The organism is Bradyrhizobium sp. Ghvi (genome assembly GCF_900115265.1).
Classification (GTDB): Bacteria; Pseudomonadota; Alphaproteobacteria; order Rhizobiales; family Xanthobacteraceae; genus Bradyrhizobium.
In genome coordinates, this window is the sequence record NZ_FOVU01000003.1 from 309,450 (window position 1) to 334,075 (window position 24,626).

The following is a 24,626-nucleotide window of genomic DNA, read 5'->3' on the forward strand; positions in this document are numbered from 1 at the left end:
AGCCGGTATAGGTTTGCGACGCCGCAAGCGGCGGCGCTGGATTTCAGAACCGAACATCAGATCACGAGAGCCGTCCGCATCAGGCGGATCTCCAAGGACCGGAATCGGATAGTGCACGCTTTACGCCCGCTGCTTCGCAAATCCCTGTTCAACCTGTTGGCTGCGACGCTCGCCTTCGGTGCCTTGCTTGCGCCGCGCGTGGCGAGCGCCGAAGCGTTGCTGCTGATCGAAGCCGACAGCGGCAAGGTGCTGCAGGCGGAGAACGCGACCATTCCCTGGTACCCGGCCTCGGTCACCAAGATCATGACCGCCTACGTGACGCTGAAGGCGGTGAAAGACGGCAGGATCACACTCGACACCCTGTTCACGGTGTCGCCGACCGCAGCCTCGCAATCGCCGTCGAAAATGGGCTTCCGTCCGGGAACACAGCTCACCGTCGACAACGCGCTGAAGATGATGCTGGTCAAGTCGGCGAACGACATGGCCGTGGTGCTGGCCGAAGGCGTCGGCGGCTCGATCGACGGCTTCTCGGCGATGATGAACGATACCGCCAAGAGGCTCGGCATGACGCAGACGAGCTACGTCAACCCGAATGGCTTGCCCGCCGACGGCCAGATCACCTCGGCGCGCGACCTCGGCATCCTCGCGCGCGCGTTTCTCCGCGACCTGCCGGAATACGAATACTTCGTGCATATCCCGGCGATCCGCTTCGGCAAGCGCATCACACCGAACTTCAACAAGCTGATCGGCCGCTATCCCGGCGCCGACGGTTTCAAGACGGGGTTCATCTGCGCCTCGGGCTACAACCTCGTGGCATCCGCCACGCGCAACGGCCGTCGGCTGATCGCGGTGGTGCTCGGCGCCAACTCCGGCACTGCGCGCGCGGTGAAGGCGGCGCAACTGCTCGAGCGCGGCTTCAGCCAGGACAATCTGTCGTGGCTGCGCCCCTCGCTCGGCACCGTCGAGAACCTCGTGCCGGTCGACGCCTCGCCGCCGAACCTGCGCGAGGAGATGTGCGGTGGTCACCACAAGCGCCCCGCCAGCGACGACGACGATGCGCTGATCGCGACCAGCGGCACCAGCGGCTCGGCCTCCGCCACCGGTGGCGAAGCCCAGGTGACCTTCTTCACCGCGGGGCTGCAGCCGCCGCTGATGAAGGCCTCCGAGCTGATGGCTTCAGCGCCTGCGGCCGCGGAGCCCGTGCTGGTCTATACCGGCCCGACCCGCACCGGTGCCGCCCTGGTCGCAGCCGTCGCAGCCGACGCCGACCAGCAGAACCCGCCGAAGGCGCGTGGCAAGAAGTCGCGCATCGCCAAGAAGCCCGACGCCGGCAGTGACGCCAAGACGGAGGCGAAGGCCGATCACAAGACCGCCGCGGCGAAACCGGCAACGACCAAGCCCGACGCTTCGGCCAAGGGCGATGCAAAGGGCGAGGTTAAAACCGCTGCAAAGCCGGCGGCGAGCAAGCATGCGGCCGCCAAGCCTGCAGACAAGCCGGCGAGCGGCGATCAGGCTGCCAAGCCTGCCAAGCCCAAGGCGTCCACAAAACCTGCGCCGAAGCCCACGGCCAACAACAGCTAGATTCCCGGGCCAAACCTGCAGGCAGAACCCGCTCTTCGCACCTGCGGCAGCCATTTGCGATGATTCCAGTAGCTACTCCCCAGCCTTTGTCCTAAGCCTCGACCGCTTGCCAGCCGTTCCGGCAGGCTCGATACTGCCGGCAATGAGGCAAGCCCGAGACACAACGGGCTCTGGTGCAAGAGAGGGGAGTTTCCATGGAGCGCATCTGGCTCAAACAATATCCGCCCGGCGTGCCCGCTGATATCGAGCCGACGCAATACGCATCGCTGGTCGACCTCCTGGAGGAGAGCTTCACCAAGTTCGCCGACCGCAAGGCGTTCATCTGCATGGACAAGGCGATCAGCTATCGCGACCTCGACCAGATGTCGCTGGCGCTCGCCGCCTATTTGCAGGGGCGCGGCCTGCAACGCGGCGCCCGCGTCGCGATCATGATGCCGAACGTGCTGCAATACCCTGTTGCCACCGCTGCGGTGCTGCGCGCCGGGTTTGCGGTCGTCAACGTCAACCCGCTCTACACCCCGCGCGAGCTCGAGCATCAGCTCAAGGATTCCGGCGCCGAAGCCATCATCGTGCTGGAGAACTTCGCCCATACGGTCGAGCAAGTCATCGCGAGGACGCCGGTGAAGCACGTCATCGTCGCCAGCATGGGCGACCTGCTCGGCTTCAAGGGCGTGATCGTCAATCTCGTCGTCCGCCGCGTCAAGAAGATGGTACCGGCATGGTCGCTGCCGGGCGCGGTCTCGTTCAACGATGCGCTCGCAGCCGGCCGCGGACAGACCTTCAACAAGCCAAAGCTGTCGCCCGGCGACGTCGCCTTCCTGCAATATACCGGCGGCACCACCGGCGTCTCGAAGGGCGCCACGCTGCTCCACCGCAACATCGTCGCCAACGTCCTGCAGAACGACGCCTGGCTGCAGCCGGCGCTCAATGCGCCGCCGCATGTCGAGCAGCTCATGATCGTCTGCGCGCTGCCGCTCTATCACATTTTCGCGCTGACGGCCTGTTACCTGCTCGCGGTGCGCGCCGGCGGCTGCAACCTGCTGATCCCCAACCCACGCGACATCGCCGGTTTCGTCAAGGAGCTGGCAAAATACCAGGTCAACAGCTTCCCGGCCGTCAACACGCTCTACAACGGCTTGATGCATCATCCCGACTTCAAGAAGCTCGACTTCTCCAAGCTGAAGATCTCGAACGGCGGCGGCATGGCAGTGCAGCGCCCCGTGGCCGATCAATGGAAAGCAATTACCGGCTGCTTCATCGCCGAGGGCTACGGCCTGTCCGAGACCTCGCCGACGCTGACCTGCAATCCGGCGACGGCAACGGAGTTCACGGGTACGATCGGCATTCCCGTGCCCTCGACCTGGATCTCGATCCGCGACGACGACGGCAACGAAGTGCCGCTCGGGCAGCCCGGCGAGATCTGCGCCAAGGGTCCGCAGGTGATGTCGGGCTATTGGAACAGGCCCGAGGAGACCGCCAAGGTGATGACCGCGGACGGCTATTTCCGCACCGGCGATATCGGCGTGATGGACGAGAAGGGCTACACCAAGATCGTCGACCGCAAGAAGGACATGATCCTGGTTTCCGGCTTCAATGTTTATCCGAACGAGATCGAGGAAGTGATCGCGAGCCATCCGGGCGTGCTCGAATGCGCCGTGATCGGCATCCCCGATGCCAAGTCGGGCGAAGCGGTGAAGGCTTTTGTGGTCAGGAAGGACCCGAACCTCACGGCCGAAGCCGTGATCAAGTTCTGTCACGAGCAGCTCACGGGCTACAAGGTGCCCAAGCACATCGAATTCCGCACCGACCTGCCCAAGACCAATGTCGGCAAGATCCTGCGCCGCGAGCTGCGCGACGAGAAGAAAGCCCAGGCGGCGTAAAGCCGCCGTTGCTTCATGACTGACATCGGCGACATCACGCCATCCGGCATTCTCACCTTCTGGCGCGAGGCCGGGCGCGAGCGCTGGTACAAGCGCAATGATGCCTTCGATGCGGAGGTCCGCCGCCGCTTTGTTCCGCTCTGGCAGAAGGCGACAGCCGGCGAGCTCACCGCATGGGAGGACAGCGATGACGGCGCGCTCGCGCTCGTCATCGTGCTCGACCAGTTTCCCCGCAACATGTTTCGCGGCACGCGCGAAGCCTTTTCCAGCGACGCGCTGGCGCGCGACGTCGCCCGCCGCGCCATCGCGCGGGGCGTCGACAAGAGGATCGACCCGATCCTGCTCGAATTCCTCTACATGCCTTTCATGCATTCCGAGCACCTGCCCGACCAGCTGCATTGCGTTGCGCTGTTCGAGCGCACCGACAACACCGAGAACCAGAAATACGCCCGGGAGCACGCCGATATCATCCAGCGGTTCGGGCGCTTCCCCCACCGCAATCACCTGCTCGGCCGCGACACAACCCCGGAGGAGCAGGCTTTCCTCGACGGCGGCGGTTTTGCCGGTTGATGACATAACGGTGAAAGGCCGCCGGCCCGTCGGCTTCCTTCGCCGGCAATATTGTGCAGGCCCGCGCCACGGTCTAAAAAGCGGGACCGATTTTCAGGGAGACTGACGATGGCGATTCAAGTTGGCGACAAGCTGCCCGAGGCGAAATTCCGCGTGATGACGGCGGAAGGCCCCCAGGTGAAGACCACCGACGATATCTTCAAGGGCAAGAAGGTGGCGCTGTTCGCGGTGCCTGGCGCCTACACCGGCACCTGCCACAAGATGCATCTGCCGAGCATCTTCCTCAACGCCTATGCCATCAAGGACAAGGGCGTCGACACCATCGCGATCGTCTCGGTCAACGACGCTTTCGTGATGAACGCCTGGAAGCGCGACACCGACCAGCGCGACGAGGCCGTCTTCCTCGCCGACGGCAATGCCGACTTCACCAAGGCGATCGGCATGGAGCTCGATGCCTCCGGCAACGGCCTCGGCATCCGCTCCAAGCGCTACTCGATGCTGGTCGAGGACGGCGTGGTCAAGAAGCTGAATCTCGAGGCCATGCCCGGCAAGGTCGAGGTCTCCGGCGGCGATACGCTGCTGGGGCAGCTGTAAGGCGGCCACAGCGGCAGTACGGTAGGGTGGGCAAAGGCGCGCTTGCGCCGTGCCACCACCTTTCCCTCATCAGAAGACGGTGGGCACGCTTCGCTTTGCCCACCCTACGAAACCTGTGAGTGGAGCGACGTTTGCGCTCCTACTCCGCCACCCGCTGCTGCAATCGCGCTTTTACGATCCCATCCCGCGCCAGTTGATCGGCGCGTTCGTTCTCGGGATGGCCAGCGTGGCCTTTCACCCAGTGCCAGCGCACCTGATGCGCCTTCAGCGCCGCATCCAGGCGCTGCCACAGCTCGACATTCTTGACCGGCTTCTTGTCGGCGGTGCGCCAGCCGTTGCGCTTCCAGCCGTGAATCCAGCCGGTGATGCCCTGCCGGACATACTGGCTGTCGGTGTAGAGATCGACGGTGCACGGCTTCTTCAGCGCTTCGAGCGCGGAGATCGCCGCCATCAATTCCATCTGGTTGTTGGTGGTGTGGCGCTCGCCGCCGTTCAGCTCCTTTTCCTTGTCGCCGAATTTCAGGATCGCGCCCCAGCCGCCGGGCCCGGGATTTCCCGAGCAGGCGCCGTCGGTGAAGATCGTGACGTTGGGAAGCTCGCTCACGCGACCAGTCCTGACGGCATCAGCCCGTAATCGCGCACGCTGGAGACGCTCTGGTGGAAGCGCAGCTTGCGGACATATTCCAGCGGGTCCTTCGGCTTCACGAGCGCACCCTCGGGCACGTTGAGCCAGTCCACCAGCCGCGTCAGCAGGAAGCGGATCGCGGCGCCGCGCGCCAGCAGTGGCAGCGCGGCCTCTTCCGCCTCCGAGAGCTTGCGCACCCGGCCGTAGGCATTGAGGAAAGCGCGCGCCTTGGTGACGTTGAAGGAGTGATCCGGCTCGAAGCACCAGGCGTTGAGGCAGATCGCGACGTCATAGGCCAGCATGTCGTTGCAGGCGAAGGTGAAGTCGATGATGCCTGAGAGCTTGTCGCCGAGGAAGAAGACGTTGTCATTGAAAAGATCGGCGTGAATGACGCCCTCGGGTAGAGTATTCGGCCAGACGCCGCCAGAGAGATAATCGAGCTCGGCCGCGAGAAACGCGCGCAGGCCCGGCTGCACTTCGTCGGCGCGGTCGGCCGCCGCATTGAACAGCGGTCGCCAACCCGCAACCGACAGCGCATTGGCGCGCTTGATCGCAAAGTTCGCTCCGGCCAGATGCATCCTGGCAAGCCCCTCGCCGACGCCGCCGCAATGCGTCGCGTTCGGCTTGCGCGGCCAGACGCCTTCGAGAAAGGTGATGATCGCAGCGGGGCGCCCTTGCAGCTCGTGCAACGCCTCGCCGTCTTTCGCCTTTACCGGCAGCGGACAGTTGACGCCGTGCTCGGCAAGATGCGTCATCAGCGCGAGGAAAAACGGCAGATCGTTCTTCGCCACGCGCTTCTCGTACAGCGTGAGGATGAACGAGCCTTTGCTCGTGTGCAGCAGGAAGTTTGTATTCTCGACGCCCTCGGCGATGCCCTTGTAGGAGAGCAATTCGCCGAGATCGTATTGCTTCAGGAAATCCGCAAGCTCGTCGGCGGCAACGTCGGTGTAGACCGCCATAAAAGTCTACTCGGCGGCGGCTTCGGGGCGCACCTGACGCGGCAGCGGGAAGAACTCGTTCTCTTCCGCGGCCGAGACCGTCTCCACGTGCAGCGTGTAGCGCTCGGCGAAGGCGTCCATGATCTCTTCCACGATCACCTCCGGCGCGGATGCGCCCGCGGTGATACCGAGGCTGGTGATGTTGCCGAACTTGTCCCAGTCGATGTCGGCGGCGCGCTGCGCCAGCACCGCAATCTTGCAGCCCTCGCGCTCGGCGACCTCGCGCAGGCGCTGCGAGTTCGACGAATTGGGGGCGCCGACAACGATCAGCGCATCGACCACCGGCGCCACCTTCTTAACCGCGAGCTGGCGGTTGGTGGTGGCGTAGCAGATATCTTCCTTGTGCGGCCCGTTGATGTTCGGGAAGCGCTCCTTGAGCAGCGCCACGATCTCCGCGGTGTCGTCGATCGACAGCGTGGTCTGGGTCACGAAGGCGAGGTTATCAGGATCCTTCGGATTGATCGTCTTGGCGTCGTCGGCGGTTTCGATCAGGGTGACGGCGCCGACCGGAAGCTGGCCGAGCGTGCCGACGACTTCGGGATGGTGCGAATGGCCGATCAGGAAGATCTCGCGACCGCGCTTGAAGTGGATCGCCGCCTCGCGGTGCACCTTGGTCACTAGCGGGCAGGTCGCATCCAGCGAGAACAGGTTACGGGACGTGGCGTCGGCCGGAACCGATTTCGGCACGCCATGAGCGGAGAAGACCACCGGCGCGGTGGTGTTCTCCGGGATCTCGGCGAGCTCCTCGACGAAGATCGCTCCCTTTTTCTTCAACCCATCGACGACGTACTTGTTGTGTACAATCTCATGGCGAACATAGACGGGGGCGCCATACTTATCGAGCGCCCGTTCCACGGTGTCGATCGCCCGGACCACCCCGGCGCAAAAGCCGCGGGGGGAACAAAGCACGATCTTGAGGTCTGGTTTGGCTGACATTGAGCGATCTCGGGACCGAATCACCCGTTTCGCCTTCTGGCGGGGGCGGTCATGGGTGGAAAGGGCTAAAAAAGGTCTGCTTGGACTTTGCAGCGACTTCAGAGGGAATTGGGCCCCCTTTCGGGCGCTGTCAAGGCACTATCTATAGCAGAACCATTGCGTGGCTACCCCCTCCGGGCTTATATAGCGGCAATTCCCTGTCATCGCTGATGACCACCGGTTTCGCCTCCTGAGGGGGTGGGCGAAGCACAAAGGAGATTTGCCATGAGCAACGCACCTCTGATGCCCAAGGCGACCGCCGTCTGGCTGCTCGACAATACCGCGCTGACCTTCGACCAGGTCGCCGATTTCACCAAGATGCACCCCCTTGAGGTGCGCGCGATCGCCGACGGCGACGCCGCCCAGGGCATCAAGGGCATGGATCCCCTTTCCAATGGCCAGCTGACACGCGAGGAGATCGAGAAAGGCGAGAAGAACCCGGACTACCGGCTCCGCCTGCAGGAAAGCAAGGTGGTGCTGCCGCCTCAGCCCAAGCGCAAGGGCCCGCGCTACACCCCGGTGTCGCGGCGTCACGAGCGCCCCAGCGCCATCCTCTGGCTGCTGCGCAGCCATCCCGAGCTGAAGGACGCCCAGATCATGCGTCTGGTCGGCACCACCAAAAGCACGATTGCCAGCGTTCGGGACCGCACCCACTGGAACACGTCCCAACTGACACCGATCGATCCGGTGACCCTCGGCCTCTGCTCGCAGATCGAGCTCGATTTCGAAGTGGCGCGTGCGGCCAAGGAAAAGCCGATCGACGCAGCCTATGGTGGCGCGACCCTGCTGCCGGCCTCCGAGACCACCAAGAAGGACGAGTACGAGTCGTCGGAGAAGTCGAGCGACGACCTCAACGTCGATGCGGTGTTCGCCAAGCTGAAGACCCTTGGCGGCAAGAAGCACGAGGAAGACGAGGAGTAGACTCCTCATCCCTTGTCGCATCCGGTTCGAGCGCGGCGGAGCGATCCGCCGCGTTTTGTTTTTCCAACGGGAATTTCACGGCGCGCCTGCGGGAACGATGCGGCTTGCGTCGCATTGTTTCCATCGCGGAGGATCAGCGATGCGGGCCGACGAAGACGATTTTGCGGTGATGCTGGGACGCGCTGTCCTGGCCGCGTGGGGAGACATGCCCCGGGACATCCAGGAAGCGCTGTTCGAAATCGCCGTCAAAGACCGTCCTGATGATCGCGACGGGCTGGCGAAGTTGCTGCACGAACGGCATCCGCGAACGGTGCACGCGGGATAACGGCGTCTCCGCTCGCAGCGAGCGGACAGTGATTTGCGGCGCCGGGCCCCCCGTCCGACGCCGCAAAAACGTCAGAACTTGTAGGTCACGCCGCCGCCGACCAGCCACGGATCGATATGCGCGGTGCCGGTGACGGGCAGTCCAATCACGGTCGCGGTGTAGTCCGGCCGCAGCCAGAGCTTCTTCACGTCGACGTTGAGACCCCAGTGGCGGTCGAGCATGTAGTCGAAGCCGAACTGCACGGCGCCGCCCCAAGCATTGCTGACGTGAAGCGCGGTCGAGGTGGCGACGATCGCGGGCGGGCCGACGATCGCAGCAGGCGTCTTGGAAGCCGAGGTGTTGAAGAACACCGTGTAGTTCACGCCGGCGCCAACATAGGGCTTGAACGCGCCGAAATTGTCGAAGTGATATTGCAGCGTCAATGTCGGCGGCAGCAGCGTGGTCTTGCCTACAGGCAGATTCGCAAGCGAGCCGGTGCCGCTGATCGAATGCCTGGTCACGCCAAGGATCAACTCGGCTGCAATGTTCTTCGTGAAGAAATAGCTGATATCGAGCTCAGGCACGGCCTGATTGCTGATCGAGAGACCGGAATTCGGCGACGACAGCGTCGGCACGCCCACGACATTGACGGTCGAGCCGCCGGCATCCGGCAACACGCCGAGCACGCGCAGACGTACCATCCAGGGATTGAAACTCTCAACCGGCGGCGGGGCCTTGGTGTAAACGGGCAAATCGGCTGCCTGCGCAGCGCCAACAATCGCCGCGAACCCCACACCAAGCGTCGCAAGCCGCGCCAGGTTTCTTATCGTTCTCTGCATTTCAATCCCCTTCAGCCAAAAGCGCGCTTCGTTGCGCGACATCAACGTCTGAGCAGAAAGGGGATGGAGAAGGATTTGACTCCGATCAAATCAGGACAAACGCGACACGATTTGGCTGCCGCGTTGCAGATGTGTCACGTGGCGAGCCATGAGCGGCGCAGGATAATTCCCTTGCCATCTCGGGGCCACTACGGATGATTCAGCATGTATTCGCCAAGATCGCGCTGGCGGCGATCCGAGCGGGCGGTTGCCGCGCTGCGCTGGACGTCGCGGTCCTTGCGGCAGGCCACGTATTCCGGTGAACCCTGCGCATAGCCGCGGCCCTGGCACACCGCGTCGTCGTCGTCACCGCCCATCGCGGTCGGCGTCTGGTAACGCGCCGAGCAGGCAGACAGGGCGATGGCGAGCAGGACGGCTGCAAGCAGGCGCGGCGCGGTGGCGAGTGGCATACGAGGTCCCCTGTTGGTCGGACCTGTTTAGCCCGGAATGCGGAGAATGTAAGTCTGCAACACCGTCATTCCGGGATGGTGCGCAAGCACCAGACCCGGAATCTCGAGATGCCGGGTTCGGTCCTGGTGGACCGCCCCGGGATGACGCTAAGCCTCACACCCTCCCCTTCAGCGCATCCCCGATCTCGTCCAGCACCTTGGGGTCCTCGATCGTGGCCGGCATCGACCAGGCTTCGCCATCGGCGATCTTCTTGATGGTGCCGCGCAGGATCTTGCCCGAGCGTGTCTTGGGCAGCCGGCCGACGGTGATGGCGAGCTTGAAGGCGGCCACGGGGCCGAGCTTGTCGCGCACCAGCGCGATGATCTCCTTCTCGATCTCGGCAGGCGCCCGCTTCACGCCGGCCTTCAGCACCAGAAAGCCGCAGGGCACCTCGCCCTTGATCGCGTCCTTGACGCCAAGCACGGCGCACTCGGCGACATCTGGATGCGAGGCCAGGATTTCCTCCATGCCGCCGGTGGACAGACGATGACCGGCGACGTTGATGATGTCGTCGGTGCGGCCCATGACGAAGACATAACCGTCCTCGTCCTTGTAGCCGGCGTCCGAGGTCTTGTAGTAGCCGGGAAATTCGCTGAGATAGGCTTCCCTGAAGCGGTCGTCCTGATTCCACAGCGTCGGCAGGCAGCCCGGCGGCATCGGCAGTTTGATCACGATCGAGCCCATCGTGTTCGCAGGCACCGCCTTCGCAGCCTCGTCCACCACATCGACCTGATAGCCCGGCATCGGCACCGTCGGCGAGCCATGCTTGACCGGCAGCAAGCCCAAACCCACGGGATTGCCGGCAATGCACCAACCGGTCTCGGTCTGCCACCAATGGTCGATGACCGGCACTTTCAGTTGCTGCTCCGCCCACTCCACCGTCGGCGGGTCGGCGCGCTCGCCGGCGAGGAACAGCGTGCGGAATCCCGACAGGTCGTACTGCCGAATGAAATTTCCTTGCGGATCCTCTTTGCGGATGGCGCGGAATGCGGTCGGCGCGGTGAACAGCGCGACCGCCTTGTGCTCGGAGATCACGCGCCAGAACGCGCCGGCATCGGGCGTGCCGACCGGCTTGCCTTCATACATGATCGTGGTCGCGCCATGCAGCAGGGGGCCGTAGACGATATAGCTGTGGCCGACCACCCAACCGATGTCGGAGCCGCACCACCAGACCTCGCCCGGCTTGACGCCATAGAGGTTGAACATCGACCATTTCACCGCAACCAGATGCCCGCCATTGTCGCGCACGACACCTTTGGGAATGCCCGTGGTGCCCGACGTGTAGAGGATGTAGAGCGGATCGGTCGCGGCGACCGGGGCACAAGGCGCCTTCTTGCCCTCGTTGATCGCCTTGCGGCGCAGGCTTGCCCAGTCATAGTCGCGCTTTGCCGTGAGATCGCAGACGAGCTGCGGACGCTGCAATATGATGCAGGCCCTGGGCTTGGCAGATGCAAGCTTGATCGCCTCGTCGAGCAGCGGCTTGTACTGCACGATACGGCCGGGCTCGATGCCGCAGCTTGCCGAGAGAATGAGCTTCGGATGCGCGTCGTCGATGCGGGTCGCGAGCTCCTTGGCGGCAAAGCCGCCGAACACCACGGAATGCACGGCACCGATACGCGCGCAGGCGAGCATCGCGACCACCGCCTCCGGCACCATCGGCATATAGAGGATCACGCGGTCGCCCTTGGCGACGCCGAAATCCTGCATGATGGCGCCGAGCGCCTGCACCTCGGCCAATAGCTCGGCATAGGTGAATTTGGCGACCGAGCCCGCCAGCGGCGAGTCATGGATCAGCGCCACCTGATCGGCGCGGCCGCGTTCGACATGGCGGTCGAGCGCGTTGTAACAGGTGTTGACGACACCCCCGGCGAACCAGCGCCCGTAGACGCCCTGCGCGGGATCGAAGATCTTCTTGGGGGGCTCGATCCAGTCGATCTCTTTCGCCGCCTCGGCCCAGAAGCCTTCGGGATCGGCCAGCGAGCGCGCGTGGACCTCGTGATAACGACTTTTGCCCTGAACGTTCATTCCGGCGCTCCCGTTCCCTTTATTGGCCTCATCCTGAACCTTGCGGCAGGACCGGCGTCCCGCCATGACTCGGATCAAGTTCGGCCTTGTTTGAGAGCTATTTTCCCGGGAACGCGCCGCGGTTCAAGCTGAAAAGGATAGGCTTTTTGGAGGAGGCACGGGTGCACGGGTGGCGAGCCCCCCTCGCCCTGCCTGCGGCGAAAGACGAAGAACCTAGCCCTACATCGCGTTCAAACGCTGCAAGCGGTCCTGCATGACCTTTTTCAGGTCATATCCGGGGCGGCGGAAGCTGGCGTCGCGGGTGGCGAGGAACTCGTGCTGGGATTTGCGCAGGCCGGCCGCCGAGCGAGCGCTCATCGATTTCAGCACGCGCTCATAGGTCTCGGCGATCTGGCGATCGAGCGCGCCCAATTGCGGATCGGCGCAGATCACTTTCTCGACCTCGCGCTTGGCATCCGCGCAATCGAATGACGGTCCGTTGCCCGAATTCGCGGCCAGCGGCTGCGGCGATTCGGCGCCGAACTTTGCGATCTCCGCGATCATGGTGCGACGGCCGTTCGCGGCGTTCTCGTTGCCGGGGTCGAGCCGCAGCGCGGTCTCGTAGTCGGCCAGCGCCTTCTTGCGCTCGCCCATCTTGGAATAAAGCACGGCGCGGTTGTTATAGGTTTTCGCAAAATTGGGATCAAGCTTCAGCGCGGCCTCGTAATCGCTGAGCGCAGCACCGAACTCGCCCTTGAACTGGTAGGAATCGCCGCGGTTGGTGAAGAAGTTCGGCAGCGGTGCCAACCGTAACGCCTGATCGTAATCGACGATCGCCTTGTCGTAATCCTTCATCGCGGCGTAGGAGAGCCCGCGATTGTCGTAATATTCCGGCACTTTTGGATCGAGCCTGATCGCCTCGCTGTCGTCGTCAATGGATTTTTCGAGCTGACCGAGCTTCTTGTACGCAGCGCCGCGATTGGTGTAGCTGCGCGCCCGGTTGGGATCCAGCCGCAAGGCCTCGCTGAGATCGGCGATCGCCTTCTCGTTGTCGCCGCGGAGATAGTAGGTCGCGCCGCGATCGGACCAGGCCTGCGCATCATCCGGCTTCAGCTTGATGGCCAGGTCGTAATCGGCGATCGCGCGGTCGAGCCGGCGCTGATTGGTGTAGGCGACGCCGCGCAGTTCATAGGCTTCGGCGTCCTGCGGATCGAGCTCGATGGCCTTGCTGAGATCGGAGGTGGCGCGGTTGAGATCTCCGCCCGCCTGCCGCAACAGATCGCCACGCAATCGCCAGGCACGCGCGTTCTTGCCGTCGAGTGCGATGGCGCGGTCGATGTCCCGCAGCGCTTGCGTGAGCCCGCCTGATGTCCGCGCATTCGCGTCGGCCCGAACCAGCAGCGCTGCAACGCGATCGGAATTCGGATTCGAGGTCTGGTCGATGATGGCGGTGCACGCCGTGATGATCTCCGCCGGGGCGGCCTTGCTGCCCGTCACACAGTCGGCGGCGGCCGATGCCGGAACGGCAAGGACAAGACTGATCGCGGCTGCGAGGATGAAAGTGCGCAGCGGGACGTTTGCGAACAGGAATATCTGCGCGGAAAAGCGCGTGCCGCACATGAGGAAGGCTCCGTGACATCGGGTTTCCCGGTTGTCGCGGCGGGCAAGAGATGGGTTCAAAATGCGGCAGCTCTCGGCGTCATGAGGCCGATAGACCGTCAATATCCGTCAACCCCGTTCAGGCGCTGCAGCCGCTCCTGCATCGCTTTCTTCAAGTCGTATCCCGGCCGGCCAAACCCGGCATTGCGGCGGGCGACAAAATCATCCTGCTCGCGCTGGAGTTTCCTGGCCTCGCCTGCATCGCGCGCCTCGCGGACCACCCGCGCATTGGCTGCATAAATCTCGCGGTCGAGGTCGGCGAGCTCGCGGTTTGCGCAGATCGCCTTCTCGACGGGGCGGCGCGCGCCCGCGCAATTGAAGCTGGGCTTGCCGGCAACCGCCATCTGCGCACCGATCCGCTCGATCTCGCGCGCCATCGCTCTGTGATTGGCCTTGGCCTTTTCGTGATTCGGATCGATCTTCAGCGCCGCGCCGAAATCCTGCACGGCTTTCGGCTTATCACCCTTCTTCAAGTAGAGCTCGCCGCGCGCATTGAAGACGTCGGCAAGCGTGGGATCGAGCAGCAGCGCACGGCTGTCGTCGGCGATGGCCCGGTCGAACTGATCGTGGCGCGCCAGCAGCGCGCCGCGCGCGACCAGCGCCTTGATCAGGTCGGGCTTTGCAGTCTTCTCGTTGTCGATGACGGCCGCGCAGGCCGGGCCCGCTTTGTCCATGTCGTCGGTCGTGGCAGCAGCGAGGCATGCGGCGACGTCGACCTGCACGACGGCAGCAGGCTCGCCGCCGGTCGCACCTCGCGCCAGGCCGGTCCATAGTGCAGAGAGCATCAGAACGGCTAACAATCGAATGAGTTTCTGAAAACGCATGCTCGTTGCAATCGGAAGGCCTTGCTTTCTGGGTACACTATCCATCATACGGCCCGGATTGGTGCTAGCTTGTCGCGCCGTTCACATCGGTTCGGGGACCAATTTGTCGACATTCGAATGGATCATCGTGCTCCTACTCGGCGCCGTTGCATTATCGGCGCTGGCGCGGCGGATCAAGGTCCCCTACCCGACCTTTCTCGCCATCGGCGGCGCACTGATCGCCTTCGTGCCTGATAGCCCGACCTGGGCGCTGCAGCCGGACCTGGCGCTGGCCCTCTTTGTCGCGCCTGTCCTGCTCGATGCCGCCTTCGACACCTCGCTGCGGGACTTGCGCAACAACTGGGTTCCGGTCTCCACCCTGGTCGTCGCCGCGGTTGGCCTGACCACGGCGGGCGTCGCCTATGTCGCGCACCGCCTGATGCCCGACATGCCCTGGGCCGCCGCCGTGGCTCTGGGCGCGATCGTGGCGCCACCGGACGCAGCAGCCGCAGTCGCGATCCTGAGCCAGGTGAAGCTGCCCTACCGCATGGTGAAGGTGCTGGAGGGCGAGAGCCTGCTCAATGACGCGACCGCCCTCCTGATCTATCGGATCGCAGTCGGCGCTGTCGTCACCGAGCATCTGACGTGGGGCCAGGTTGCGCCGATCATGGCGCTGGCTCTCGTCGGCAGCGTCATCGCCGGTTTTCTTGCAGGGCGCATCATTCCCCTGTTCATTGAACGGGTGAAGGAGGCACCGAGCGCGATCATCGTGCAGTTCGCCACCACCTTCCTGGTCTGGATCGCCGCCGAGCATCTCGGCCTTTCCGGCATTCTCACCATCGTCGTCTATGCCATGACGATGGCGCGCGGAGCGGGGATGCGCATGCCGGCGCGGCTGCGGGTGCCGTCCTATGCCGTGTGGGAGACGACCGTGTTCGTGCTCAACGTGCTCGCCTTCATGCTGATCGGCATGCAGATACGCCCGATCTGGACTCGGCTGGAAACGGACCTGCGCTGGGAATATTGCGTGGCCGCCGCCTGGATCCTGCTCACGGTGGTGCTGGTGCGGCTGCTCTGGGTGACGTTCTATCGCACAACGTTACGCGTGCTGATTTCGCAAGGGATCTATCATCCGAAAGATCCCAACGCCGCCGCCTCTCCCAAGGGCGGCCTCATCATCTCCTGGTGCGGCATGCGCGGCCTCGTCACGCTCGCCACCGCCTTCGCGCTGCCGGAGAATTTTCCCTATCGCGACTTCATCGTCTTCATCGCCTTTGCGGTGGTGCTGGGATCGCTGATCATCCAGGGCCTGACGCTGCGGCCGCTGATTCTGGCCTTTGGACTCAAGGACGACGATCCCGTCGGTATCGAGGTGGCGCGCGCACGCACCATCGCCTATCGCGCCGCGCTCGATGCGATCGAGGACGATCCCTCGGAGGAGGCCGAAATCCTGCGCCTCGAATACCGCGCCATCCTGATGCAGGCCGACGACGATCCGCACGGCGGGATCGTCAACGGTGAGCTGCCCGCCGATCCCCTGCGCCGCCGCGCCATCGATGCCGCGCGCAAGTCGATCTTCGAGCTCCGCGCGACCGAAGTGATCGGCGATGACGCGTTCCACCGGCTCGAGGAGGAGCTGGATCGCGCCGAGCTGAGTGCGGGGGGCTGAGCCCTTCTCGCCCCACCTGCCTTTGCGCGTCAGGCCGGGAGATCGGCGCATTGAACCAAATGCGGCCTGTCCAGACTCATCCCAGATGACGACCTTGATCGACGACCGTCGTGTACGCGCGCGTGATGCGTCGCCTGCACGGTATTTTTATTTCCACATGGCGCTCGCCTGTGCGGCCACTGCGTTTCTAGGCTTCGCACCGACCTATTTTGTGCCGCTCGCCCACCGGACGTTCTCCGGGAGCCCGGTGATTCATTTTCACGGTCTGCTGTTCTTCACCTGGTCTGTCTATTTCGTGGTCCAGACCTGGCTCGCGGCCTCGGGCCGCGTGATCAATCACCGGTCGTTCGGCGTCGTCGGGGTCTCGCTCGCGACCGCGATGACGATCTTCGGCTTCCTGGCATCCGTGCATGTGATGAAACATTCCGCGGAGCTCGGGCAGCGCGAGGCCGGCATCGGCTTCGCGATCGTGCCGATGAGCGGGATCGCATTCTTCGCCGTCGTGTTCGTGCTTGCGATCATGAACACGCGCAAACCCGAGATTCACAAACGCCAGATGCTACTCGCGGCAGTCTCGATCCTCGATGCCGCGATCGCGCGCTGGTTCCTGACTTTCCTCGCACCTCCCGGACCGCCCGGCCCGCCTCCGGTGCCGGTGACGATCGCGCCGGCCGTGGTTGCCTCGCTCCTGCTTGTCGTCGCCATGGTGCGCGACTGGCGTAACGAGGGCCGCGTCCATCCGGTCTACATCTGCGGCACACTCGCGCTGCTGACGCTGAAGGTGTTGAACTGGCCGATCAGTGAAAGCGCGGCGTGGCACGCGTTCGCCGGCGGAATTCTGGCGCTGGCGCAGTAGGCCGGGACGGAAACATCCCTTCAAATCCGTTACCCTGAGGTGGCCGCTTCTTCAGCGGCCCTCGAAGGGCGACGGCCCGGTTGCATCTCTGCCGTTTATCCCTCGAGGCTCTCGGCGTGATGCTCCGCATCGCGTCCCTTCGCACCTCCAGCGACAACGGCTTCGCCGTTGCGCGGGATGACGGAGCTAACTGGGTTGAATCAGGCCCCCGCCTTGCACGTGATTCCGCCGTCGACCACGAGCTCAATCCCCGTCACATATTTCGACTCGTCCGACGCCAGGAACAGTGCGGCGTTGGCGACATCGAAGGCATCGCCCATGTGGCCCATCGGCACCTGCGCGTCGCGGGCACGCCACATCGCCTCGACATCGCCCTTGGCGTAGCTGTTGGCAAGGCCGGCGGAATGCTCGACCATCGGCGTCTTCATCAGGCCGGGCAGGATCGCATTCACCCGCACGTGATGGCGTGCGAACTCAATCGCGGTGGTGCGCGTCATCTGGTTCATGGCAGCCTTCGACGTGCCGTAGGTGACGTAGGAGATGCCCATGTGGCGGATCGAAGCGATCGAGGAGATGTTGATGATCGAGCCGCCGCCCTGCTTCACCATCACCGGGATCACGTGCTTCATGGCGAAATAGGCGCTCTTGAGGTTGACGCTGAAGACGCGATCCCAGCTCTCCTCGGTGACCTCGACCACGCTGCCCATCTCGGCAATGCCAACATTATTGTCGAGCACGTCGATCCGGCCATAGGCCTTGAGGCACGCGGCGACCATTGCCTCGATCTCGGCAGGTCGCGACACGTCAGCCGTGAATGCGGTCGCTTTGCCACCCTCGCCGGCGATGATCTTGGCGGTCTCCTCGGCCGCCGCACCGTTGCGATCGATGCAAAACACTTGCGCGCCCTCGCGCGCGAAGGTCACCGCTGTCGCCTTGCCGTTGCCCCAGCCGGGCCCGATCGAGCCGGCGCCCACCACCATCGCAACCTTGCCCTTGAGGCGGTCCATCACGTGTCTCCCTTATTTCTGCCGTTCGTCGCAGATGCTCATCGTTGTGACGTTAGCACCGATGGGATGGCCGACGATCTCCGAAAGCGTCCGGCAGGTCCCGTCATGGCATAGCCGCCATTCCCCTGCCGCGCCTGAATTGCCGAGCACGACCTGCGGCATCGGCGCGCGCTTCGGCTGCCATTGAAACCAGCCATCGACCAGCCGCGCCTCCGGCGGCGGCTCCATGCCGGGCCCGGTGCCCTTGACCCGGGCCTGCACCAGTTCGAGACCCGCGGGCGTGACGCGCCAATCTTCCTGCCAGTCGACCTTGGCGATCGAATGCGTCCACACCAACGTGAACGCGGACAGCGCCAGCGCCTTCACGCTGCCGGCTGTTGCGAAGCAGAGGCTCACGCCGCCTCGACCGCAGCAGGCGGACGCTGCCGCCATTGCCACAGCACGAGCGCGGCGGACAGAATGAAACCGGCGGTATCGCTGAACGGGAAGTCCCCGAGCAGACACATCGCGGCGCCGAGCGCCACGATGCGTTCGACCAGCGTCAGCCGGGTGAACAGGAAGCCGATGGCGACCATGCCGAACAGCGCGATCGCCACCAGCGCCTTGAAGCTTGCCAGTGCCACCGCACCATAGAAGCCGAGCTTTGCCGCCATGGGATCACCGGCCTGCAGCATCAGCGCCGGCGAATAGACGAAGATGAAGGGGATGACGTAGCCGGCGAGCGCAATCCGCATCGCCTCCCAGCCGATCTTGTCCGGATTTTCCTTCGCGATCGGCGCCGCCGCGAGAGCGGCCAGCGCCACCGGGGGCGAAAGGTCGGCCATGATGCCGTAGTAGAACGCGAACATGTGGCTCGCGATCAAGGGCACGCCGAGTTTTGCCAGCGCAGGCGCTGCGAGCGCGGCGGTGATGATGTAGGTCGGGATGGTCGGAATGCCGGTGCCGAGCAGGATCGACAGCAGCATGGTCATGATCAGCGCCAGGAACAGGCTCTTCTCGCCGAGCCCGATCACCCAGCCGCCGAAGATGGTGCCGACGCCGGTTTGCGACATCATGCCGATGATGACGCCGACAATCGCGCAGGCCATGCCGACGGTGATGGCCGACTTCGCGCTCTCCGCAAGCGAGTCGCGGCAGGAGCGCAACGCGGCCATTCCACCACGGACAAAGGCGGTGATCAGGATCAGCGCGACGACGACGCAGCCGACCGGCACGATCTTCAGGCCGTCGCGCGACAGCGCCGCGACGACGAGCGCAAGACCGATCCAGAAGATGGTGCGGATCACATTCGAGGAGGCGCCGGCCGTGATGCTCGCCCCCAGGATCAGCGCCACCGTCAGCGCAAGGCCCATGCTGCCTGCGTAGAGCGGTGTAAAACCTTCGAACAGCATGTAGACGAGCGCGGCGAGCGGCAGCACGAGGTACCAGCCCTTTACCAGCGCCTTCCAGGCGCTGGGCGTTTCCGAGCGCTTCATGCCGGTGAGGCCGTGCTTGCCGGCTTCGAGATGCACCATCCAGAATGCGGAAGCAAAGTAGAGGATCGCGGGAATCGCCGCGGCTTTGACAATCTCGGAATACTGGACGCCGAGTGTCTCGGCCATGATGAAGGCGACCGCGCCCATCACCGGAGGCATGATCTGCCCGCCCATCGAGGCGGTCGCCTCGACACCGGCCGCGAAGGCGCGGCGATAGCCGAACCTGATCATCAGGGGAATGGTGAACTGGCCGACGGTGACCACGTTGGCGACGCCGGAGCCGGAGATCGTGCCCATCATGCCCGAGGCAAACACCGCGACCTTCGCAGGTCCACCGCGGGTGCGGCCGAACAGGCCGAGCGAGACGTCGGTGAACAGCTGGATCATGCCGGCGCGTTCCAGGAACGAGCCGAACAGGATGAACAGGAAAATGTACGTCGCCGAAACGTAGATCGGCACGCCGTAAAAGCCCTCGGTACCGTAGGACAGGTGCGTGATGATCTGGTCGAAATCATAGCCGCGATGATTCAGCGGCGACGGCAGGTATTGGCCGAAGAACCAGTAGACGAGACACGCGCCACACATCAGCGGCAGCGCCGCGCCCATCAGGCGCCGCGTGCCCTCGAAAATCAGCACCGCGAGCAGCGTGCCGACCGCGAGATCGAGCCTGGTCGGATCGCCGTCGCGCGCGATCAGATCGGCATAGAAGATCCACTGATAGAGGCCGCAGAAGAAACCGGCGGCGCCGATCGCCCAGCCCAGCGCGCGGCCAAAGTTGCTCTTCGCGGTGAAGTTGGCGATCAGGCCGAAGGTGAGCAGGATCAGGAAGCCGACATGGACGCCGCGCACGACCTGGCTTGGCAGATAGTTGAAGGCGGCGACATAGAGCTGGAAGGTCGCAAAGGCGATGCCGATCCAGTAGGCGAGCATGCCCCACCAGCCCGGACCAAAGCCTTCCGGGAAACCATGTTCGAAATTGTCGAACTCGACCTTGATGGGCGCTGCCGTGCCCTCTGCCTTTTCCAGCATTTTTAGATCGCCCCCTGCTTTACCCGTGCAGTTCATAGCATTTACCAGCATCCTGAAAACACTATGCCCGGGCGCTTGTCCCGGGCATCTACTCTCCCTGTCATTCCGGGACGATGCAGAGCATCGAACCCGGAATCTCGAGATTCCGGGTTCGGCTCTAACGAGCCGCCCCGGAATGACGATGGAGAGACCTTACTTGATCAGCCCTTTTTCCTTGTAATAGCGGATCGCGCCGGGATGCAGCGGAACCGGGCTGCCGGTCGCGGCCGTCTCGAGCTTGATCTCCTTGCCGGCGGCGTGCGCATTGGCAAGTTCGGGCAAGGACTCGTAGACCAGTTTCGTCATCTGGTAGGCGAGGTCGTCGGAGACGGCGGAGCTGGTGACGAGATAATTGACCACGGCCGCGGTCGGCACGTCCTTGTCCTGGCCGGTGTAGGTGTTCGCCGGGATAGTCGCCGAGATGAAGGGCGGACCGATCTTTTCCACGGTCTCCTTCGGCACCGAAACTACGGTGATCGGGCTCGAGGTCGATAGATCCTTCAGCGAGGCGACGCCAAGGCCGGCCGACTGCAGGGTCGCGGCCAATTGGCGGTTCTTCATGAGATCGACGGATTCGGCGAAGGGCAGATATTCGACCTTGCCGAGATCCTTGTAGCTCATGCCGGCAGCGGCGAGGATCGCGCGTGAGTTCAGCTCGGTGCCCGATTTCGGCGCACCGACCGAGAGGCTCTTGCCCTTGAGATCGGCCAGCGTCTTGATACCGCTGTCGGCGGTGGCGACGATCTGAATGTAGTTCGGATAGATCGCGCCGATGGTGCGCAGCTTGTCGAGCTTGGACTTGAAGCCGGCTTCCTCATCGCCGTCCCAGGCAGCTTTCAGGGAGTCACCCAGCGTGAACGCCAGTTCGCCGCGCCCCTGCTGCAGCAGGATGAGATTTTCGACCGACGCCTTGGTGGCCTGCACCTGCGTCTTCACGTTCGGAATCTTGTCGCCGTAGATCTTCCCGATCGCGACACCGAGCGGATAGTAGACGCCGGAGGTGCCCCCGGTCAGCACGTTGATGAAGGATTGCGCCTGCGCGCAAGGCGCCGACGCCGCCAGAGCAAGAGCCGTGGCCGCACCGAAAATCGTCCGTTTCATGGTTGTCATACTCCCCAAACCGGCGGCGAAATTGGCCGGACGAGGGAGGCGGGTCAAGCCATCCAAAAGGCAAAACAGCACTGCGGTAAACGGCCGTTTTGCCTCGGGTTTTCAGGGAACTCGACGGGTGCGGCGACGTGGCGCAGTCGCGCGCCCCGCCGTCGCTGGCAAGCCTTACTGGTGATCCCTACTGGAACGTCATGTCCAGGCATTTGGAAATATCGGAGCCGAGGCCGGAGGAGATGGTGATGCAGCCACGGATCTTTTGCGCGGTCATATCGGCCGCCCAGATCGAATAGCCGCCGGGGCCAAAGAAGGAGTTGGTGTTCGGCGGCTCGGTCTCGGTCGCGTCGAAATCATAGTGTCCGTCGGTCTCGAAAACGCGGGGCTTCTTGGTGCAGCCACCGTCGGTCTGGACGTTGATGACTTCCTTGTTGTCGCGCGTCAGGGCCAGCGAGACCTGGCAGCGAAAATATTCCGAGGTCTTGGTGTTGAAGAGATAGGTGTAGGACTTGCAGGTTGCGGTGTTGAGCTTGCCGGGGGCAAGGCCGCGGCTGCACGAAATCCGCTGGTTGTGGCTGAGCTGGTAATCATCGGCCCGGGCGGCCGGCGCCAGCGCCGTCAGCGACATCACGGCAGCCCAGCAAAGTTTAACGACATGGCGCATTCGAATCATCCCTACCAATATCTTTGTCGAATTGCGTTCTAGACGGAAAGCGGAACATAGTCGCGAGGGGACGAAGGGAAAATCACAACCTGCTGGGCAAGACGTGATGCGCTGCGGCGTCATCGCGGATTGACCTGGAAATGCCGTTCGTGATTTGTTCGAGAGGGTGGCCGAACAACGGGGAAGGATGGAATGATGGCATTTTCAATCAAGACATTTGCAATCGCGGCCGCGCTGGGCGCGTTCGCCGCGCCCGCATGCGCACAAAACGCGGCAATGCCGTGGGAGCTCAAGCCGGATACCGGCTATGCCTATGACAAGGAAGGCAAGACCTTTTCATACAAGATGGGCACCAGCAATGCCGGCGAGCTCTTGAAGGGCGCTAAGAAGGTCCCCAAAGGCACGCTGTTCTTCATCGGCCATAACGGCCAGCTCTACATGCGCAGCGGGCAATATCTGGAAGGCGACGGACGGTTCAAGTTCGGTCCGGATCAGTAGGCGCTCGAATTTGTATGGTGGGTTAGCCGAAGGCGTAACCCACCACTGGCTCTATCCGTTGAGAAAGAGCAGATGGGTTACGCTTTGCTGACCCACCCTACAACACCGTCCTAAAACACCGCCGCCAGCTCCCGTGCGCCGGCATTGTTGCTGTTGCTGTCCATCCGCGCATCCGTGACCGCGAGCAGCTTCGCCACGGTGTTGTGACGGATCGCGACCGGGTTGCGCTCGTAGCCGCTGCGCTGGAAGAAGTTCGAGGTCGGCACCTGCTCGCGCATCGCCTGCGGCATCGTCACCATGTCGAAGCCGGTGCCATCGCCCGTGAGATTCATCATCTCGAGCTCGGCGGCGGTGAGCGGACGGGTGTAGCCCTTGGCGCGGGCGAACAGCACCGAGGTCAGCAGCTTGTGGGTCTGCAGCATTGGCCCGATGTCGACGTCGAGCACCATCGCATGCATGGCCCAGCCCTGCGCGGTGTTGCCGATCTTCTCGTGCTCGGACCAGGTGTCAGGCACCGATTTCGCATGCGCCACCATCTTCTTCAGAACGGTGAGCTTGTGTTCGAGCGCCTGGCGCGCCGGGCCCGAGGTGCGCGCGACCTTGTCGGAGAGCGCACGAATGAGCTCATGGCCCTGCTCGGCCAGCAGCTCGACGCTGTTAGTCGTCAGCAACTGGTTGTAGCCCATCGCAGTCGAGATCGCGCGCTTGCCGCCGTGCTCGATGCCCGCCTGCACGTCGAACGTGCCGGTGCCACCGGTCTCGAAAGAATAAACCCGCACCGCCTGCTCGCGCGTCAGGCCTGACGCGAGCGCGTAACGCGCATAGGCGCGCTTGAACTCGACCTCGCTCGAGGGACGCTGCGGCGTGAACTGATAGAGGTCTTGCGCCGCGCGCAGGAGATCGGCGACGACGGGGATCGGCTTTCGGGTGGGACGTTCCGGCGTTTCCTCCGGCTCTGGATTCACCGGCCGCTTCGGCCCGGTATAAACAGGCGGATGCTCCAGCACGTAATCGTCCAGCGTGATCTGCTGGCCACTGCGTCGCTTGGCATTGCGGGTTTTCCGCTTCTCCGAGATCTGGCTCCAGTAAGCGCCGGCCTCCTCGTCGAACGCCGCGCGCGCCGCCTGATACTCCGCCAGCTTGCGCCGATATTCGAGCACGGCCGGCGAGGCGTCCCCGCTGTGCGCAAAGAACTGCGACAACAGCTGGGCATGAGCATTGCTGACGGCTGATGGCAGCGCGTCGGACTCGCCGCCATGGGCGGCGGGGACGAGCAAGACGAGCGCGAGTGGAACCAGCGCCAGATGTTTACGAATCGGGTGATGCATGCTGCCGTCTTAGCAGGCATCCGGTAACCGTCACGTTAACACGCCGTTTACCATCTCATTTCCAGGCAAACACCGGCTGTTCCAGGTCGGTCACGCGGGTCTGCCGCCCCGCCAGCACCTCGCGGAACTGGTAGATCAGGGCCGCGGTCGGGGCGTGGATCAGGCTCATCTGGTGATGAAAGCGGATCACGCGGCGGGTGCTCTCGGGGATATCCGTAAAGTCGAAGGCGTCGTCGCGTTCGATCGTGTTGAGCGCGATGCGGTGAACGGAGGCGACCTCGTCCGGGTTCGGCACGATCGCGGCGCTCTCGGCCGCCCAGACCACGACCGGCGTGATCAGATAGCCTGAGCGCGTCGGATAGTCGTCAAGCAGGCCGAGCACGGAATCGGCTGGAAGCCGGAGCGCGAGCTCCTCGTCGAGTTCGCGCAGCGCCGCCTCGACCGGCGTCTCGCCGGCATCGCATCGCCCACCCGGCAGTGCCCACTGCCCGCGATGGGAGCGCAAATTCGATGCGCGCCTGGTGAGCAGAAACGCGGTGTCGTGGCCGTCGGTGGTCGGAGTCAACGCCAGCACCACCGCGGCGCGCTTCAGCACGGATGACTCAGCTGCATCGGGCAGCCGCGCAAATGCTGCGCAGGCCGCTGCGATATTCCGTCTGGTGGCATCGCCGAAAGTTCTCATGATGCTTGACTACACCAGGACCGCATTTGATGA

Annotated in this window: 24 protein-coding genes; 9 read left to right on the top strand and 15 right to left on the bottom strand. The window is 63.9% G+C overall.

Annotation, left to right across the window (positions count from 1 at the left end):
- Window positions 1–111: 111 nt before the first annotated feature.
- The 4 genes from BM374_RS12635 (at window position 112) to BM374_RS12650 (ending at window position 4,625) form a co-directional block, all read left to right on the top strand.
- Window positions 112–1,581, top strand: coding sequence for a serine hydrolase (locus tag BM374_RS12635; protein WP_092292488.1), 1,470 nt, complete (start codon window positions 112–114; stop codon window positions 1,579–1,581).
- 194 nt (window positions 1,582–1,775) lie between these two features.
- Window positions 1,776–3,461 carry a long-chain fatty acid--CoA ligase gene (locus tag BM374_RS12640; protein WP_092292490.1) on the top strand — a complete coding sequence of 562 codons (1,686 nt, stop codon included), beginning with the start codon at window positions 1,776–1,778 and terminating at the stop codon, window positions 3,459–3,461.
- Window positions 3,462–3,476: 15 nt separating this feature from the next.
- Window positions 3,477–4,031, top strand: coding sequence for a DUF924 family protein (locus BM374_RS12645; protein WP_092292492.1), 555 nt, complete (start codon window positions 3,477–3,479; stop codon window positions 4,029–4,031).
- 108 nt (window positions 4,032–4,139) lie between these two features.
- Window positions 4,140–4,625: a peroxiredoxin gene (locus BM374_RS12650; protein WP_092292494.1), complete on the top strand. Its 486-nt coding sequence runs from the start codon at window positions 4,140–4,142 to the stop codon at window positions 4,623–4,625.
- Window positions 4,626–4,764: 139 nt separating this feature from the next.
- Here the strand turns inward: BM374_RS12650 and rnhA are convergent, their stop codons facing one another.
- Genes rnhA through ispH form a run of 3 tightly spaced genes read right to left on the bottom strand, consistent with a single transcriptional unit; the run spans window position 4,765 to window position 7,184 of the window.
- Window positions 4,765–5,229, bottom strand: a complete 465-nt coding sequence (gene rnhA / locus BM374_RS12655; RefSeq protein WP_092292496.1) for a ribonuclease HI — start codon at window positions 5,227–5,229, stop codon at window positions 4,765–4,767.
- On the bottom strand, window positions 5,226–6,209 hold the full coding sequence (locus BM374_RS12660) for a homoserine kinase (RefSeq protein ID WP_092292498.1): 984 nt from the start codon (window positions 6,207–6,209) through the stop codon (window positions 5,226–5,228). Before BM374_RS12660 ends, rnhA begins: the two co-directional genes overlap by 4 nt.
- Before the next feature lie 6 nt (window positions 6,210–6,215).
- The gene (gene ispH / locus BM374_RS12665; protein ID WP_092292500.1) at window positions 6,216–7,184 is read right to left on the bottom strand and encodes a 4-hydroxy-3-methylbut-2-enyl diphosphate reductase; all 969 of its coding nucleotides are present in this window, start codon (window positions 7,182–7,184) and stop codon (window positions 6,216–6,218) included.
- A 264-nt stretch (window positions 7,185–7,448) separates the two neighbouring features.
- Between ispH and BM374_RS12670 the strand changes: the two genes are divergently transcribed.
- Complete coding sequence (locus BM374_RS12670; RefSeq protein WP_092292502.1) at window positions 7,449–8,144, top strand: DUF1013 domain-containing protein; 696 nt, start codon at window positions 7,449–7,451, stop codon at window positions 8,142–8,144.
- 139 nt (window positions 8,145–8,283) lie between these two features.
- Window positions 8,284–8,469, top strand: a complete 186-nt coding sequence (locus tag BM374_RS12675; RefSeq protein WP_092292504.1) for a hypothetical protein — start codon at window positions 8,284–8,286, stop codon at window positions 8,467–8,469.
- Between the two features lie 71 nt (window positions 8,470–8,540).
- Here BM374_RS12675 and BM374_RS12680 read toward each other — a convergent pair whose 3' ends face one another.
- From BM374_RS12680 to BM374_RS12700, 5 genes are all read right to left on the bottom strand, one after another.
- The gene (locus BM374_RS12680; RefSeq protein ID WP_092293413.1) at window positions 8,541–9,287 is read right to left on the bottom strand and encodes an OmpW/AlkL family protein; all 747 of its coding nucleotides are present in this window, start codon (window positions 9,285–9,287) and stop codon (window positions 8,541–8,543) included.
- A 188-nt stretch (window positions 9,288–9,475) separates the two neighbouring features.
- A complete protein-coding gene (locus tag BM374_RS12685; RefSeq protein ID WP_092292506.1) occupies window positions 9,476–9,736 on the bottom strand; it encodes a hypothetical protein in 261 nt (86 codons plus the stop codon).
- Window positions 9,737–9,890: 154 nt separating this feature from the next.
- Window positions 9,891–11,801 (bottom strand): propionyl-CoA synthetase, encoded by a 1,911-nt coding sequence (locus BM374_RS12690; RefSeq protein ID WP_092292508.1) that lies wholly within the window; start codon window positions 11,799–11,801, stop codon window positions 9,891–9,893.
- 219 nt (window positions 11,802–12,020) lie between these two features.
- Complete coding sequence (locus BM374_RS12695; protein WP_092292510.1) at window positions 12,021–13,400, bottom strand: tetratricopeptide repeat protein; 1,380 nt, start codon at window positions 13,398–13,400, stop codon at window positions 12,021–12,023.
- 98 nt (window positions 13,401–13,498) lie between these two features.
- Window positions 13,499–14,263, bottom strand: coding sequence for a tetratricopeptide repeat protein (locus tag BM374_RS12700; protein WP_177248255.1), 765 nt, complete (start codon window positions 14,261–14,263; stop codon window positions 13,499–13,501).
- A gap of 103 nt (window positions 14,264–14,366) precedes the next feature.
- Here BM374_RS12700 and BM374_RS12705 point away from each other — a divergent pair, with 103 nt between their 5' ends.
- Window positions 14,367–15,911, top strand: coding sequence for a cation:proton antiporter (locus tag BM374_RS12705; protein ID WP_092292514.1), 1,545 nt, complete (start codon window positions 14,367–14,369; stop codon window positions 15,909–15,911).
- An 85-nt stretch (window positions 15,912–15,996) separates the two neighbouring features.
- On the top strand, window positions 15,997–16,767 hold the full coding sequence (locus BM374_RS12710; RefSeq protein ID WP_092292516.1) for a hypothetical protein: 771 nt from the start codon (window positions 15,997–15,999) through the stop codon (window positions 16,765–16,767).
- Between the two features lie 200 nt (window positions 16,768–16,967).
- Here the strand turns inward: BM374_RS12710 and BM374_RS12715 are convergent, their stop codons facing one another.
- The 5 genes from BM374_RS12715 to BM374_RS12735 form a co-directional block, all read right to left on the bottom strand.
- Window positions 16,968–17,774: an SDR family NAD(P)-dependent oxidoreductase gene (locus tag BM374_RS12715; protein WP_092292518.1), complete on the bottom strand. Its 807-nt coding sequence runs from the start codon at window positions 17,772–17,774 to the stop codon at window positions 16,968–16,970.
- A gap of 12 nt (window positions 17,775–17,786) precedes the next feature.
- Entirely contained in the window at window positions 17,787–18,206 is a 420-nt protein-coding gene (locus BM374_RS12720) for a DUF1850 domain-containing protein (RefSeq protein ID WP_092292520.1), read from the bottom strand.
- A complete protein-coding gene (locus BM374_RS12725; RefSeq protein ID WP_177248256.1) occupies window positions 18,167–20,278 on the bottom strand; it encodes a TRAP transporter permease in 2,112 nt (703 codons plus the stop codon). Before BM374_RS12725 ends, BM374_RS12720 begins: the two co-directional genes overlap by 40 nt.
- Before the next feature lie 192 nt (window positions 20,279–20,470).
- A complete protein-coding gene (locus BM374_RS12730) occupies window positions 20,471–21,418 on the bottom strand; it encodes a TAXI family TRAP transporter solute-binding subunit (RefSeq protein ID WP_092292522.1) in 948 nt (315 codons plus the stop codon).
- Window positions 21,419–21,605: 187 nt separating this feature from the next.
- Window positions 21,606–22,085, bottom strand: a complete 480-nt coding sequence (locus tag BM374_RS12735) for a hypothetical protein (protein WP_177248257.1) — start codon at window positions 22,083–22,085, stop codon at window positions 21,606–21,608.
- A 195-nt stretch (window positions 22,086–22,280) separates the two neighbouring features.
- Here BM374_RS12735 and BM374_RS12740 point away from each other — a divergent pair, with 195 nt between their 5' ends.
- Window positions 22,281–22,583: a hypothetical protein gene (locus BM374_RS12740; protein WP_092293417.1), complete on the top strand. Its 303-nt coding sequence runs from the start codon at window positions 22,281–22,283 to the stop codon at window positions 22,581–22,583.
- A 110-nt stretch (window positions 22,584–22,693) separates the two neighbouring features.
- On the opposite strand, the gene BM374_RS12745 is transcribed toward BM374_RS12740, so the two are convergent.
- Together BM374_RS12745 and BM374_RS12750 are read right to left on the bottom strand one after the other, a co-directional pair.
- Entirely contained in the window at window positions 22,694–23,911 is a 1,218-nt protein-coding gene (locus BM374_RS12745; protein WP_092292526.1) for a hypothetical protein, read from the bottom strand.
- 55 nt (window positions 23,912–23,966) lie between these two features.
- Window positions 23,967–24,596, bottom strand: coding sequence for an NUDIX hydrolase (locus BM374_RS12750; protein WP_092292528.1), 630 nt, complete (start codon window positions 24,594–24,596; stop codon window positions 23,967–23,969).
- Between the last annotated feature and the right edge of the window lie 30 nt (window positions 24,597–24,626).

Coding starts and splice junctions, on each gene's coding strand:
- BM374_RS12680 (WP_092293413.1), bottom strand. CDS start 9,287: ATGCAGAGAACGATAAGAAACCTGGCGCGGCTTGCGACGCTTGGTGTG.
- BM374_RS12670 (WP_092292502.1), top strand. CDS start 7,449: ATGAGCAACGCACCTCTGATGCCCAAGGCGACCGCCGTCTGGCTGCTC.
- BM374_RS12660 (WP_092292498.1), bottom strand. CDS start 6,209: ATGGCGGTCTACACCGACGTTGCCGCCGACGAGCTTGCGGATTTCCTG.
- BM374_RS12735 (WP_177248257.1), bottom strand. CDS start 22,085: ATGCGCCATGTCGTTAAACTTTGCTGGGCTGCCGTGATGTCGCTGACG.
- BM374_RS12640 (WP_092292490.1), top strand. CDS start 1,776: ATGGAGCGCATCTGGCTCAAACAATATCCGCCCGGCGTGCCCGCTGAT.
- BM374_RS12725 (WP_177248256.1), bottom strand. CDS start 20,278: ATGCTGGAAAAGGCAGAGGGCACGGCAGCGCCCATCAAGGTCGAGTTC.
- BM374_RS12700 (WP_177248255.1), bottom strand. CDS start 14,263: ATGCGTTTTCAGAAACTCATTCGATTGTTAGCCGTTCTGATGCTCTCT.
- BM374_RS12710 (WP_092292516.1), top strand. CDS start 15,997: ATGACGACCTTGATCGACGACCGTCGTGTACGCGCGCGTGATGCGTCG.
- BM374_RS12650 (WP_092292494.1), top strand. CDS start 4,140: ATGGCGATTCAAGTTGGCGACAAGCTGCCCGAGGCGAAATTCCGCGTG.
- BM374_RS12715 (WP_092292518.1), bottom strand. CDS start 17,774: ATGGACCGCCTCAAGGGCAAGGTTGCGATGGTGGTGGGCGCCGGCTCG.
- BM374_RS12690 (WP_092292508.1), bottom strand. CDS start 11,801: ATGAACGTTCAGGGCAAAAGTCGTTATCACGAGGTCCACGCGCGCTCG.
- BM374_RS12645 (WP_092292492.1), top strand. CDS start 3,477: ATGACTGACATCGGCGACATCACGCCATCCGGCATTCTCACCTTCTGG.
- BM374_RS12730 (WP_092292522.1), bottom strand. CDS start 21,418: ATGAAACGGACGATTTTCGGTGCGGCCACGGCTCTTGCTCTGGCGGCG.
- BM374_RS12720 (WP_092292520.1), bottom strand. CDS start 18,206: ATGGCGGCAGCGTCCGCCTGCTGCGGTCGAGGCGGCGTGAGCCTCTGC.
- BM374_RS12685 (WP_092292506.1), bottom strand. CDS start 9,736: ATGCCACTCGCCACCGCGCCGCGCCTGCTTGCAGCCGTCCTGCTCGCC.
- ispH (WP_092292500.1), bottom strand. CDS start 7,184: ATGTCAGCCAAACCAGACCTCAAGATCGTGCTTTGTTCCCCCCGCGGC.
- BM374_RS12745 (WP_092292526.1), bottom strand. CDS start 23,911: ATGCATCACCCGATTCGTAAACATCTGGCGCTGGTTCCACTCGCGCTC.
- BM374_RS12695 (WP_092292510.1), bottom strand. CDS start 13,400: ATGTGCGGCACGCGCTTTTCCGCGCAGATATTCCTGTTCGCAAACGTC.
- BM374_RS12740 (WP_092293417.1), top strand. CDS start 22,281: ATGGCATTTTCAATCAAGACATTTGCAATCGCGGCCGCGCTGGGCGCG.
- BM374_RS12675 (WP_092292504.1), top strand. CDS start 8,284: ATGCGGGCCGACGAAGACGATTTTGCGGTGATGCTGGGACGCGCTGTC.